Genomic DNA, 13171 nt, shown 5'->3' with positions numbered 1-13171 from the left:
CCCGATGACCACCGCACCCCTCCGGCTCCGCACCAAGGCCAGCTGGCTGGTCAACCAGGCCGCCACCGTGGCCCACCGGCTCGCCATGGACGAGTTCGTGAAAAGCGGCTCCCGCCGATACCACTACGGGATCCTGGCGGCCATCGACGAGAACGGCCCGTCGAGCCAGGCCACCTTGAGCCGCTGCACCGGCATCGACCGCAGCGACGTCGTCGCCGTTATCAACGAACTCGCCGCCGCGGGCCACGTCGACCGCTCCCCCGACCCGGCCGACGCCCGACGCAACCTGATCAGCCTCACCGAACCCGGCGCCCAGCGCCTGGATCAGCTGGAAGACCTGGTCAGAGACACGCAGGACACGCTCCTCGCGCCACTCGACCCCGCCGAGCGCGAGCAGCTGACCAGACTGCTCGCCCGCGTCGTCGAGCACCACAACGGCTAACGACCACCACTCGCGCGGACCCGCGGAGACGTGCGCTAAGCTTCCCAATGTCGCTCAGGCGGCAACGCCCTCGTAGCTCAGGGGATAGAGCACTGCCCTCCGGAGGCAGGTGTCGCAGGTTCGAATCCTGCCGAGGGCACACTGATGAACAGCTCTTTCAGCTGCCATCTCACCGTAGTAGAAGTCACCGGCGTTGGGCCCATCTCCCGCGCCTTCGCGAGCCTTGCGGAGCTGCCGGTACACCCGAGCCACATCTACCTGGCCGCGGCCCAGGAGATCAGCTTGCCCATGTTGGCCACATAGGTGCCGGCGCTGATCACCGGCGGACGCTCCTTCGGCCGGTACGGCGGCTCCTCCGGTGGAGTGAGTGGATCGTAGGGCGAGGTGTCGTACAGGTCGCCCACATGCTTGCTCATATACGCCTTCCCGACGTAAGGCGTGGCCGGGGAGGGACCGCGATAAGGATTGGTGATCGCGTCCGCCGGGGTCAGCCAGTAGTCGTTGCCGCCGAGCCCGTCGACCAGCGCCGCCGCCTCCGCGTCCGACACGACCGGCAGCTGAGACGGCGCACCGAGGAAGAGGTCGGTGAGCTGAGGCTCGCGCGGGGTGAAATAGCGAGGGAGCGGGACCGAGACGCCGCTGAGCGGCGAGCGCGCCTTCAGGTCGGCGACCTGCGCGGGGGTGAGGGCACGCAGTTGCTCGTAGGTGGCGCGCAGGGCTGCGGTGTCGATCACGCGGCCGCCGGAATAATGGCTCAGCGTCGCACGGTGGTCGTTGTCGGTGTAGTAGGCGCCGTTGCGGACGTTCGAGCCGAAGCGGTGGACGAACCGCGCCCGGTTGGTGTCCAGATCCACGAAGGTGGGATGGGTTCGCCCGGCCAGCAACGGGTTCTCGGCGTGCTGCCGCGCGGTGAGCGGGCAACTGTCCAGCCAGGCGATGGCCTCGGGAACACGGTCGAGGAACACTCGATCACCGGTGAGCCGGAAGTAGTGGAACAGCTGCTGCACATTGGTCTGGGTGGTGTGCGTGGCCAGTGCACGGGGTTCGTAGGACCGCGCACCCGCCGGAGCACCCGCGGGCCTGCCGCCCGACTCCCTGGCCAGGTGCTGCAACGCCCAGCCCGCCTGCGGGCCCGGCTGCTGCAGGCGGCGCAGGCAGTCCATCGCGCGCCGGATCGGCCCGGCCAGGCCTGGCATGTCCAAAGTGGACATGCACATCAGCAGGAACTTGATGTTCTCACCGAGGACGTCGTCGTTGAAGGTGACGTGCCCGGTGTAGTCGCCGTCCTCCATGCCGTGCCGGATGTCGGCGGGCAGCCACGACGGCAGCACCTCGGGCCACGGCGTGTCTTTCACGGCCCCCGCGAGCCGGGGGAAACGCTGCGGCCAGCCGCCGTCGGCGATCCCTCCGCGGATCTGCGCCTTCACCACGAAGCGCAGGGCACGATCGAGGGCCACGCGGAACCGGTTATCGCCGCGTTCCAGGTAGAGGCGCAGGATGAACTGCGCGGCGGAGGACGTGCCCGCGTCGTCGAAAGTCGCGTTGCCGTAATAGTGCTGGAACTCCTCCAGTCGCCAGCCGTTCGCACCGACGGTGTCGTACCACTTGCGCAGCGCCTTCGTACCCGCGAAGTCGTGCACGTAGTTCCAGCCGCCGACCGGCAACTGGACCGCCGCCAAGGCGAGACCGGTGCGCGAGGCGGCGCGATAGAAGGCTTCGTCACCGGTGGCGTGGTAAGCGTCGAGCAGGCTGTGCCCGATCGACGGCGTTCCCGGTGGCTGTACCCAGCACATGGTGCGGCTAGCCGCCATCTCACCCCAGGTCTGGGATCGGTCGGGCAGGTAGCTCCAGACATAGGCGCCGCGATGCGAGAGCTGTTCGTCGAAGAACCCCGCGGCCCGGCGCATGGCCTCCGGAATTCCCGGCACGGCGGCCTGCACGGCCTGGTGTCCACCCGCGAGGACGGCCACCGGCACAGCGGTGGCGAGGAATCCGAAGCTGCGGCGCGTAAGACTCATGATCACATCTCGATTCACATATCTGAACGACGTCCACACTTGTAAACGCATCGTGATAGCTGGGAGCGCTCCCGTCAAGCCGGATCGTCCACCTGGAGCAATATCGGTGAATCGCGGCACGGCTGGCCTCACGATTCATCAGTGTGAACCGGGAATCGGCGATCGAGGGTTGACGTGACGCCGGTTCGTTGGTCTCCTGTTCTCGGCACTTCGCCATCGGATCCGAATCAATCCTCTTAGGACATTCCGTTTTCATCGACCGCAAGGAGGCGGCGTGATGAATTTGCGTCCTTTTCGATTTCTTTCGATTCTGACTTTGACCATGGTCACTTCGACGACCGTGGTGACCACCGGCGTCAATGCGGAAATCTCCGCGCAGGCGGCACCGATCGGCTGGGCGAGCCAGAACGGCGGCACCCACGGTGGCGGTGCCGCACCGCCGATCACGGTGACCTCGGCGTCCGCGTTGAGTTCGGCGATCAGCGGAACCACGGCGGCGGTGGTGCGGGTCTCCGGCACCATTTCCTGTTCCGGCATGCTCAAGGTGGGGTCCAACAAATCCATTCTCGGCAATGCCGGCGCGACGATCGACGGCTGCGGCCTGACTTTGAGCGGCTCCAAGAACGTGGTGATCCAGAACCTGTCCTTCCGGGACTGGGACGACGACGCGATCAACATCGAAAAGGCCTCGACCAACGTGGTCGTCGACCACAACACGTTCACCAACGGATACGACGGCGCCGTCGACATCAAGCGCGCTTCGGATTACATCACGGTATCCTGGAACCGCGTGCACGGGCACAACAAGTCCATGCTGCTCGGGCACAGTGACGACAACGGGAGCCAGGATACCGGCAAATTGCGGGTGACCTATCACCACAATTACTTCGACGGCTCGGGGACACGGCATCCGCGTGTGCGATTCGCCAATCCGGTACACGTGTTCAACAACTACTATCGAGACAACGAATACGGTGTCGCGTCCACCTGCAAGGGTGGCGTACTGGTCGAGAACAACCATTTCGACAACGTCGACGAACCCACGCTGGTCGGCTACGCGGGTTCGCCGGCAGGCACCCTGGTGCAACGCGGGAACCTCTTCACCGGATCCGGTTCACCGCAGGCGAGCGGAACGGTGGCCGGAATTCCGTACTCCTACAGCCTTGAGTCCGCGAGCGCGGTGAAGGGCAGTGTGACCGCCGGCGCGGGAGCGGGCAAGATCCTGCCCTGACCGGTCACCGCCCCGGAGCAGGCAAGCGCCGGGGCGGTGCTCCGGCGGGTCAGCACCGTCCGCCGCAGGTCTGTGGGCTGCCGTTGCGGCGCAGATCGGTCAGTTGCCGCAGGACGGCCCCGAAGTCGACGATGAAGAGCACTGCGGTGCGGCGGCCTTGGCCCATCCCTCAAAGAGAGCCGACGCCAGCCAATGACGGCTTGCGAAGGCCATCTGCTCGGCAGTAACGCCACATCCGCCATCAGAAGGACGCGTCGGGTCCGCTCCTCGCGCCAGTAAATAAGCCGTGACGTCCACATGCAGCGGCTCGCCTGTCTGCGTGTGACTGTCGATCTCGACATCAATGGCATGGTGCAGCAAAGTAAGCCCATCATGCTCTTCATTGATGTCAGCGCCGCCGTCGAGAATCTCACGAAGCCGCGGAAGATCACCCATCTCAACGGCATGGTGAGCAGCACTGAATTCGATCGACATCAGGATAAACCCGCCTTCGCGCTCAGCGAAGTGTCCACATAGGACCACCGACGTTCGCTCGTCTGTCGGAGCAGTGCGAGAGCCTCTTCGGAGGGGGATCCGGCGGGGGTCGTGCAGACGATCAGCATCTGTTCCGGTGAGCGGGCGATCGACAGGGTCTGCTGCGTGATGGTCACCGTGCCGACGACGGGATGGTGCAGGTCGTAGGACGCGGCGTCGCAGGGTGCCACGCGGTGGTCGCCCCAGAGTGCGACGAACTCCGGGCTCTTCATCGTCAGTTCGCCGATCAGCTCCGCGAGCAGTGGGTCCTGCGGGTGCCTGCCGACGGTGCTCCGCAGGTTGCCGACCACCGCGCGGGCCTTGCGCTTCCAGTCCGTGTACAGCTCCCGGCAGTGCGGGTCCAGGAACAGGATCCGGCTCATGTTCGGCCGCTCCGCCGGATTGTCCGGGCTGTGGAAGTCCAGGTGGCCTGCCAGCAGGGCGTGCCCGAGGGTGTTCCATGCCAGTACGTCCGTACGCCGGCCGAGCACCAGCGCCGGGACGCCGTCCACGGCGCGCAGGAGGTCCCGCGTCTCGTCGGCGAGCTTCTCGGGCCGGGGGCGGCGCGGGCGGGGAGTGTGGCGGGCGGCATCGGCGAGCCGGTTGAGATGCTCGCGTTCGTGGTCGTCGAGCAGCAGGGCGCGGGCGATCGCCTCGAGCACCTCGGCCGAGGCCCCGCGGGACAGTCCCTGCTCCAACCTCGTGTAGTACGAGACGCTGACGCCCGCCAGCTGGGCCAGTTCCTCGCGCCGGAGCCCGGCCACCCGCCGTCGCGGCCCGAGGTCACGCAGGCCGACGTCTGCCGGCCGGAGGAGCGCGCGTCGGGCCTGCAAGAAGTCGCCGAGTGGGCCAGGTCCGTCCATACCTTCAGTATCCGGCGCGCGGCCCGATCCCAGCCACCCCCTGTGAGGGGTAGGACAACGCGGGACTGGTTCGTGCGCGCTCCCGTGGCCAGGCTCGGTTTCATTCACCGAACCGAGGACGGACCACATGGATCAGATCACCCTGGGCGACGTCACCGTCACCCGCGTCATGGAGTTCTACGGCTCGGTCGATATGAGCCCGGGCCAGTTCTTCCCGGACAGCCCCGAAGGCTCGTGGGACGAGCATCGCGGCTGGCTGGCGCCTGATTTCTGGAACCCGGAGACCGGCGAATGCCACTCGGCGATCCAGTCGTGGCTGCTGCGCAGCGAAGGGCGCACGATCCTCGTCGACACCGGCGTCGGCAACCACAAGGACCGGCCCTACGCGCAGGTATGGAGCCGCCAGGACACCGGCTACCTCGACAACCTCGCCGCCGCCGGGGTGCGCCCCGAGGACGTCGACATCGTGGTCAACACCCACCTGCACATCGACCACGTCGGCTGGAACACCCGGCTGGACGGCCGCACCTGGGTGCCGACCTTCCCGAACGCGACGTACCTGATGACGCGGCGGGACTTCGAGTTCTGGGACCCGGCCAACGAGCACGAGACGGTGCTCGGCCGCGGCAACCAGAACGTCTTCGAGGACAGCGTCACGCCGGTCCACGAGGCGGGGCTGACGCACTTGTGGGAGGGGTCGTACCGGATCGACAAGAACCTGCGGCTCGACCTCGCTCCCGGGCACACCCCCGGCTCGTCCGTGCTCGCACTGGAGTCCGGCGGCGACCGGGCCCTGTTCGTCGGGGACCTGGTGCACACCGCGCTGCAGATCGTGGAGCCGGAGACCAATTCCTGCTTCTGCGAGGACCCGGCCGAGTCCAGGGCCACCCGGCACAAGCTGCTCGGCCACGCCGCCGAGACCAACGCACTCGTCTTCCCCGCGCACTTCGCGGGCCAGGGCGCCGCGGAGGTCGAACGCGACGGGTCCAAGTTCGCGATCAAGGAGTGGGCGGGCTTCTCCCGCATCTCCTGATATTCCAGGAAAGGTAGCGTTTCCCGTGACCCAGTACGCAGACCCGGTCGTCGAAACCCCGGCGGGCGCCGTGCGCGGCGTCCGCGACGACTCCGGCGAGTTCTACCGTGCCATCCCCTACGCGGCGGCACCGATCGGTGCCCGCCGTTTCAGCTCGCCCGCGCCGCATCCCGGCTGGTCCGGCGTCCGCGACGGCACCCGGCCTTCGCCGACGGCTCCCCAACCGGTCCGCGACTTCGGCAAGCTCGACATGACCCCCTATTTCGGACCGGGCTGGGTCCGGGGTGAGGAGTACCTGACCGTCGACGTCCGCACGCCTGCCGCCGACAGCGGCGGGCGACCCGTCCTGGTCTTTGTACACGGCGGCGGATTCGTCACCGGTTCGAACCGCGCCGCGCTCTACGACGGCAGCGCGTTCGCCCGCGACGGCATCGTCCTCGTGACGGTGAACTACCGCCTCGGCATCCCCGGTTTCCTCGACTTGGATGGCGCTCCGCCCAACCGCGGACTGCTCGACGTGCTCGCCGCGCTCGGCTGGGTGCGCGCCACGATCGCGGCCTTCGGCGGCGACCCGGACAACGTCACGATCTTCGGCCAGTCCGCGGGCGCCACCCTCGTCGGAGCGCTACTCGCGACGCCGGAAGCCAAAGGGCTGTTCCGGCGGGCGATCATCCAGAGCGGCAGCGGCACCGGCGCCTTCACTCCGGAACAGGCGCGGCGGGTCACCGCCACCGCGGCCGCCACGCTGGGCGTCGAACCGACCGCCGACGCCTTCGCCGCGATCCCGGACGAGCGCTTCGTCGAAGTCCTGCCCGCACTGGCCGGACTCGACCTGCGCACCAGCACCGCAACAGACCCGTTGGCAGGCCTCAGCCCATTCGGCCTGGTTCTCGCGGTCCAGCCCGCCGACGGTCTCGCGGACGGCCCGGCGCGCGACGTGGACCTGCTGATCGGCACCAACACCGAAGAGGGGAACCTTTACCTTGCGCCGCAAGGCAATCGGGAGTCTTCCACGGAGGCCGATGTGCTCGGGGAGGCTCTGTTCGGAGCCGGTACGGCACGCATGGCGCAGGCCCACGCACAACTCTCGGGCGGCCGCACACACGTCTACTCGTTCGGATATCGCTCGACTGCCCTGAACGGACGACTCGGCGCCGCCCACACCGTCGAGCTGCCCTTCGTCTTCGACATCGCCGACAAGCCTTGGCTGCACGGCGACACTGGCCTGCTCGGTCCCGACCCTGCCCCGGACGACCTCGCGGCCCGGATGCACGGCGCCTGGGTCACGTTCGCCGGTACCGGGGACCCGGGCTGGGCGGCGTACGACCCGCAGCGGCGGTTCAGCCGGTACCTCGGGTATTGAGGGGTAAGGCAAACGTGTCGTGGCGTGGGGCCGGTGTCGCTTCTGCGTACGCGTTCTCCTGGTAGTGAGGGCCTCTTTGCCTACTCTGACGGTAGGGAAGGAGGCTTTCGCTACCGTCGGATGTGGTCCCTGGTGACGGTGGGGCGGCTGTGGCCTCGGCGGCTGGTCGCGTGCTTGGGGACGTGACACGCGAGATCCGGGTCTGAGCACGCGAGTACGGTGCCGCGTCACCCAGCCACCGCCTCACCCGAGACACGCCACGTTTGCCTAACCCCTCAAATAAACCTGGATGACCTTGTCCGGCCTGGTCGGTAGTCTCCAGCGGACAACGAAACAGGGGGAATGCGCGTGTCGAGCCACTTCGAGGCGATCGGGATCGGCTTCACCGACCAGGACGAGTTCGGGGAGAAGGTCATTTCCCTGGTCGGTATGGGCGAAACCCGGCAGATCGCCGCAAAGCTCAGTGAACATGTTTGGACTGATGCTTCGGGTGCCCGGCTGGTCGCACAGGTCCGCAACCGCGGGATCGAGTACCTCCTGCCGTGTCTGGCAGGCACGACGCCCGCGGTACCGGTGCGCGACGTTCGCCTCGTCGACGACGAGACCGCGACGCTCGACCTCCTCGACGGCGTCGAGGGGGAAATGGTCTGTCCCATCGCGGTGGAGCTTGAAGACCGAGCGGTCCTCGCCGACGCGGGCGGGCAGCTCGAGACCGGGTCCCTGGTGCTGGCAGCTCTGGCAGAAGACGTCACCGTGCACGCCGACGCCGAGTCCTACTACGCCTCGCAGGGCGACGATGGGCCGAAATTCGCCGCCGACCACTTCATCCCTTCCGGCACCTTCGCGCTCGCAGAGCCCGCGTCCGACTGGACGCCCTCAGCGCACGCGCTGTTCGCCGGCGAGGTCATCGAAGCCGAGACTCCCGTGAATACCGTTACCGGTGCGGCATTCCATCGGATCCGGGTCCGCACCATCGCCGCGATCGAAGTCGACGTCGCCATCGCGACCACCGCCCTCAAGGAACCACCCGCGCGCGGCAACATCGTGACCGGGACCTTCTTCCTGACCGGAAGGCTGGGTCTACAGCCGTCCGGCACCACGGAAAAGCGGCGACGCTGGTTCCGGCGATAGGCTCGCTACTCAGGTCCCGGAGATGGCCCGGATTCCGGTGATCAACCGGTCGATGTGTTCGGACGTCGTGCCGATGCCGATACTCGCGCGCACCGCGGTCGGCGTGGTCGCACCAGCTTCGTCCAGCAGCCGCCGGGTGAAGGGGTGTGCGCAGAAGAGGCCGTCGCGTACGCCGATGCCGAATTCGGCGGCCAGGCGGGTGGACACCGTGCGCGTCTCGACGCCGTCGACGGTGAAGGAGACGATGCCCAGCCTGTCCGGCCAGCTGCCGCCGGCTCCGAGTATCCGCACCGCGGGGATCGCCGCCAGGCCGTCGTGCAGCCGGGTCATGAGGGCGTCCTCCTCGGCTCGGACCGTGTCCAGGTCCGCCGCCGCGAGGGCATCGCACGCGGCGGCGAGAGCCACGGCGCCGATGACGTTCGGGGAGCCCGCCTCGTGGCGCGCGGCACCGGACGCCCAGCGGACGTCGCCGGGCGCGTCACCGACGTGCGCGGTGGCACCGCCGCCCGAAAGGTACGGCCGTGCGCGGTCGAGCCAGTCGGCGCGGCCCGCGAGTATGCCAGTGCCGAAGGGCGCGTACAGCTTGTGGCCGGAGAAAGCCACATAGTCGAGGTCGAGCGCGGCGATGTCGATGCGCCGGTGTGGCGCGAGTTGCGCGGCGTCCACCGCGATGCGGGCGCCGAAGCGGTGCGCGGTGGCGGCGAGTTCGGCCAGCGGCCAGACCTCACCGGTCACATTGGACGCTCCGGTGACGGCCAGCAGCACCGGGCCCTCGTGCTGCTTTACAAGCGCGTTCGTAGCGGCGGAAATCGCTTCACCCGGCGACGAAGGCGCGGGGAGCCGGACGACTTCGTTCCAGGGTAGGAGGTTCGCGTGGTGTTCACCTTCGAACGCGACGACGACAGTGTTCGCCGGGACGGCGTGTGCGAGCAGGTTCAGCGCGTCAGTGGTGTTGCGGGTGAACACCACCTCGTCGTCGGGGCGGCAGCCGAGGAACGTAGTGACGGATTCGCGGGCGGCTTCGTACTTTTCCGTGCACAGCCGGGAAAGCGCACCGGCACCGCGGTGCACGCTCGCGTAGAGCGGAAGCAGCTCCCCCACCACGTCGGCCACTTCGCGCAGGCACGGCGCGCTCGCCGCGTAATCCAGGTTGGCGTAGGCGATCTTCGTCCCGTCGGCCAACCCCACTTTGACGTCGGAGCCCAGCACGCCCAGTGTGTTCCCACTCATCCCGAAGCTCCTCCGCCGACCGGACCACTGTTCGCACCTGATGGTCGCAGCGTTCTCACTGGGTGGACATCTCCTGCGCTGCCACGGATCAAGAAAAAGCCCACGGTGAAGTGGCGATCGCGCATCCGTTCCGCTCGAACCGCCCGGGATGGCGTGCCACGAGCGTGCCGAGGTCGCGCCGGACGGGCATCGCGATCGGGCCCAGTCTTCGTGCCCAGTCCGCCGCCGGCCGTGTGCCCAGTGCCTTGGTGATCGCGTCCGGCAATTCTTCGCTTAAGGGTAAGGAAATGTCGAGGAGCGAACACAGCATGCCGACGTCGTCGGTCACGATCGCGAGCAGCCCGTCGGCCGCGGGGAAGACGCCGTCGACGGCGGCGGGCGACGGCTTGTGCAGCAGGGCGTCGGCCGCGGCCAGCAGCGACGTCGTGACCGCGCCACCGCGGCCGGTACGGTGCCGCGCCACCAGCGCGGCCAGGATCCCTTCCGCCGAAACGAATCCGCCCGCGACGTCCACCATGATCATCAACGTCGGACGCGGCGGTGCCCCGGCGTGCGTCAGCGCGTCGGCCACCCCGGAGTAGGCCTGGACCATGTAATCCGTGCCGGCGGGCGGGTTCTTTCCCAGCGCGTCACCCCAGCCGCACGCTGCCGCATAGACCAGCCCGGGGTTCACCGCGTGCATGGTGGCCGCGTCCAGGCCGAGCTCGACGTCCTTGCCGGGCGCCCAATTGTGCACGAAGACGTCGGCGTCGCGGATCAGGTCCAGGACTGCGGCACGGCCCTCCGCCTGCTTGAAGTCGATCTCGGCGACCCGCTTGCCGTCGTTGAGCACGCGGAACTTCGCCGAGCAGTCGCCCGCCATCGGCGGCATACCCCGCAAGGGGTCGCCGCCCGGCGGTTCGATCCGGGTGACGGTCGCGCCGAGCAGCGACAGCAGCCGGGTCGCCAGCGGGCCCTGCACCCGGCGCGTCGACTCGACGACGTGGATTCCGGCGAGCGGCAGACCGGCGGTGGCGCCGGATCCGGGCGGCGCCGCACGTCCGGCACGGAAGGACCACGGCGGCAGGCCCGCGTCAGGATCGGCACGCCGGTCGGCCACCGTCCGCAGCGGGCAGACGTGCATCCCGGTCGACGCGGCGATCGAGCGGATCTCCTCGAACGAGGTGGACTCGGCCGCCTCGTGCAACTCGCGCGGGAGCGACACCGACGCACGTTCGTAGCGGAGGAGGAACGGCCGCCAGCCCCGGCCGATCGCTCGCTCCGGCGTTCCCAGGGAGGTCCAGAACCGTTGCCAGGCCTCACCGCCGAAGGCTTCGACCTCGAACGCGACCCCGTCGGCGGAGACGAATGGCGGCCGCGCTGCCGACGGCGTTGCTTCCGGTCCCTCGGGATCCTCGTCCGCGGTGGCGGCCGCGATGTACTGCCCGACCGCGAGCAAGGCGACGGCGTCCGCGCCCAGCTCGACCCGGGACACCGGATTTCCGCGCAGCTGAGCCAAAGTCGTGGCCAGCACGCCTTGGACGGCGGCGATTCCCGTGAGCACCGAAACATAGTCGATGCCCAGCGGGCGCGGCTGCGCCTCGGACCGTCCGTGCAGTGCCATGATCCCGCAGTCGGCCTGCACGAGGTTCTCCGGGAACGGCCCGCGCAAACCCGCCTCGACGGAGACGCCCGGCCCGCTCAGGCCGAGTCCCCCGGGCCGCTCTCGATCGACTTCGGCCTCCAGCATCCGCAGCCGATCGAGAGCGGTCTCGACGGCCGGGCCTGACCCTCCACAGTGGACCCGGAAACCTTTCAAGGGGGCGGAAAAGGACACGACGAACCTCCGGAAAGCGAATGCGGGAACGGCCTGGCGTCCGCTGCGGCGGACGCCAGGCCGGAGGGGTCCGATGGCGAAAGGACTACACCGAAACCGATTCCCCGCGCGGTGGCGGCACCGCGGCGGCCTTGCGGTCGGCGCGGCGCTTGATGACCCGCTCGCCCCAGTTCATCAGGGGGCGTTCCAACAGGTAGTACGAGATCGTCGACAGGATGATCGTGCCGACCAGGGTGACCAGTTGCAGCTCCCAGAACCCGGTACCGGCACGGATCATCATCAACGGCATCGGCTCGCCGTTGAAATAGGCGTCCGGCTTCTGCAGATAGAAATGCATCACCGCGAACTGCCACAGATAAACGCCGTAGGAGATCTTGCCGATGAACAGGATCACCCGGTTGGTGAACACCGCACGGATGAAGCGTGACTCGGGTCCCGGTGCGACCATCGAAAGCAGCAGGCTCGCCGAGAGAATGGCCAAGAGGCCGTAGAAGATCCCGAGCGCGGTGAGACTGTAATAGTCGTCCATGCCGATTTCACTGCCCGGGCGGGCGCAGTTGATGAGCAGACAGGTCAGCGCGATGCCCAGGAACAGGACGCGGTGGCGGCCGGCGAAAGCGAGCAGCTTGGGCGTATCCCGGGGCGACGCCTTCTGCAGCTCCAGCCAGATCGCGATGACCATACCGATCGCGACCTCGGGCATCAGGCCCATCGGGTACCAGAACAGCGCGCGGGTGCCGAGGCCGTTCATCTGCGAGTACAGCAGCCAGGCGATACCGGCCGCGAACAGGAGCGGCACGGGGAGCATCATCCGGTACGCCCGCGCCCGCGCGGTCTTGCCGCGGGAGGCGAACTTGAAGGTGGCCCAGGCGAGCAGCGGCAGCAGGAGGTAGAACTGCGCCATGTCCGGCACGGTCCACGTGATCTCCATGCCGTTGCTCCAGCCGTCCCAGTCGTAGATGTGCAGCAGCAGCATCGGACGGAGGACGTCCCACAGGTTCTCGACCTGCTGAAGGTTCAGTGCGACCAGCACCACGAGGTACATCGCGTAGTACGCGGGGACCAGGCGCAGCACCCGCCGGATCACCGTACCTTCGCGTTTGCGCGGAGTGCCGTTGATGATCGACTTCGCGAAACCCTGGTAGACGAACATGCCCGTGAGCACGAAGAAGACGCCGGCGAAGATCTGCAACCCGCCGGTGAAGAAGCCACCGACCGCACTGGTCGAAGCGATCGTGCCGCCGAGTTCCTTGGTGCCGAGCACTCCCGCGATCATCGCGACGTGCGTGAAGAGCAGCGCCAGCGCGCAGACCCCGCGCAGGCCGTCGACGGCGAGATAGCGTTGTTTGGCTGGCTTTTCCGCGGCTGCGGGCGGCCCGCCAGTCCGCGTTGCGGTAACGCTCATTTGTGCGTCCTTTCTCCCAAAAGCGATGGGGGTGAACCGCGTTCGAGCATTTCCACTTCACGCGGCGGAACCCAGACCAGTAACCGGCTGCCTCGCAAGCTTCGCACCGCTGTATGGGCTACGTCT

The 13171-nt window shown here is 68.0% G+C and carries 11 protein-coding genes and 1 tRNA gene; 6 read left to right on the top strand and 6 right to left on the bottom strand.

Going from position 1 to position 13171, the window contains the following annotated elements:
- The first annotated feature begins 4 nt into the window (after positions 1-4).
- Both DMH03_RS12405 and DMH03_RS12400 read left to right on the top strand, forming a co-directional pair.
- The gene (locus DMH03_RS12405; RefSeq protein WP_125792146.1) at positions 5-442 is read left to right on the top strand and encodes a MarR family winged helix-turn-helix transcriptional regulator; all 438 of its coding nucleotides are present in this window, start codon (positions 5-7) and stop codon (positions 440-442) included.
- Between the two features lie 66 nt (positions 443-508).
- Positions 509-581: transfer RNA gene (locus tag DMH03_RS12400), tRNA-Arg, on the top strand.
- Between the two features lie 115 nt (positions 582-696).
- Here the strand turns inward: DMH03_RS12400 and DMH03_RS12395 are convergent.
- Positions 697-2460: a pectate lyase gene (locus tag DMH03_RS12395; protein ID WP_125792145.1), complete on the bottom strand. Its 1764-nt coding sequence runs from the start codon at positions 2458-2460 to the stop codon at positions 697-699.
- Between the two features lie 322 nt (positions 2461-2782).
- On the opposite strand from DMH03_RS12395, the gene DMH03_RS12390 reads away from it, so the two are divergent.
- Positions 2783-3691 carry a polysaccharide lyase family 1 protein gene (locus tag DMH03_RS12390; RefSeq protein WP_233611473.1) on the top strand — a complete coding sequence of 303 codons (909 nt, stop codon included), beginning with the start codon at positions 2783-2785 and terminating at the stop codon, positions 3689-3691.
- Between the two features lie 99 nt (positions 3692-3790).
- Here DMH03_RS12390 and DMH03_RS12385 read toward each other — a convergent pair whose 3' ends face one another.
- Both DMH03_RS12385 and DMH03_RS12380 read right to left on the bottom strand, forming a co-directional pair.
- Positions 3791-4165 (bottom strand): ankyrin repeat domain-containing protein, encoded by a 375-nt coding sequence (locus DMH03_RS12385; protein ID WP_125792143.1) that lies wholly within the window; start codon positions 4163-4165, stop codon positions 3791-3793.
- Positions 4165-5067 (bottom strand): helix-turn-helix domain-containing protein, encoded by a 903-nt coding sequence (locus DMH03_RS12380; RefSeq protein ID WP_125792142.1) that lies wholly within the window; start codon positions 5065-5067, stop codon positions 4165-4167. The genes DMH03_RS12385 and DMH03_RS12380 overlap by 1 nt, the downstream gene beginning before the upstream one ends.
- Before the next feature lie 127 nt (positions 5068-5194).
- On the opposite strand from DMH03_RS12380, the gene DMH03_RS12375 reads away from it, so the two are divergent.
- The 3 genes from DMH03_RS12375 (at position 5195) to DMH03_RS12365 (ending at position 8594) form a co-directional block, all read left to right on the top strand.
- Positions 5195-6100 (top strand): MBL fold metallo-hydrolase, encoded by a 906-nt coding sequence (locus tag DMH03_RS12375; protein WP_125792141.1) that lies wholly within the window; start codon positions 5195-5197, stop codon positions 6098-6100.
- A gap of 25 nt (positions 6101-6125) precedes the next feature.
- Positions 6126-7463: a carboxylesterase/lipase family protein gene (locus tag DMH03_RS12370; protein ID WP_125792140.1), complete on the top strand. Its 1338-nt coding sequence runs from the start codon at positions 6126-6128 to the stop codon at positions 7461-7463.
- Between the two features lie 429 nt (positions 7464-7892).
- The gene (locus DMH03_RS12365) at positions 7893-8594 is read left to right on the top strand and encodes a hypothetical protein (protein ID WP_233611471.1); all 702 of its coding nucleotides are present in this window, start codon (positions 7893-7895) and stop codon (positions 8592-8594) included.
- Positions 8595-8603: 9 nt separating this feature from the next.
- Here the strand turns inward: DMH03_RS12365 and DMH03_RS12360 are convergent, their stop codons facing one another.
- The 3 genes from DMH03_RS12360 to DMH03_RS12350 all read right to left on the bottom strand — a co-directional run bounded on the left by DMH03_RS12360 (position 8604) and on the right by DMH03_RS12350 (position 13045).
- Positions 8604-9824: an aminotransferase class V-fold PLP-dependent enzyme gene (locus DMH03_RS12360; protein ID WP_125792138.1), complete on the bottom strand. Its 1221-nt coding sequence runs from the start codon at positions 9822-9824 to the stop codon at positions 8604-8606.
- Positions 9825-9912: 88 nt separating this feature from the next.
- Complete coding sequence (locus DMH03_RS12355) at positions 9913-11640, bottom strand: CoA transferase (RefSeq protein ID WP_125792137.1); 1728 nt, start codon at positions 11638-11640, stop codon at positions 9913-9915.
- A gap of 85 nt (positions 11641-11725) precedes the next feature.
- Positions 11726-13045 carry an acyltransferase gene (locus tag DMH03_RS12350; RefSeq protein WP_125792136.1) on the bottom strand — a complete coding sequence of 440 codons (1320 nt, stop codon included), beginning with the start codon at positions 13043-13045 and terminating at the stop codon, positions 11726-11728.
- Between the last annotated feature and the right edge of the window lie 126 nt (positions 13046-13171).

It is taken from the genome of Amycolatopsis sp. WAC 01376 (genome assembly GCF_003947415.1).
In the GTDB taxonomy this organism is placed as follows: domain Bacteria; phylum Actinomycetota; class Actinomycetes; order Mycobacteriales; family Pseudonocardiaceae; genus Amycolatopsis.
The sequence above is the reverse complement of the archived record's forward strand: the minus strand, read 5'-3'. Positions and strand labels throughout refer to the sequence as shown.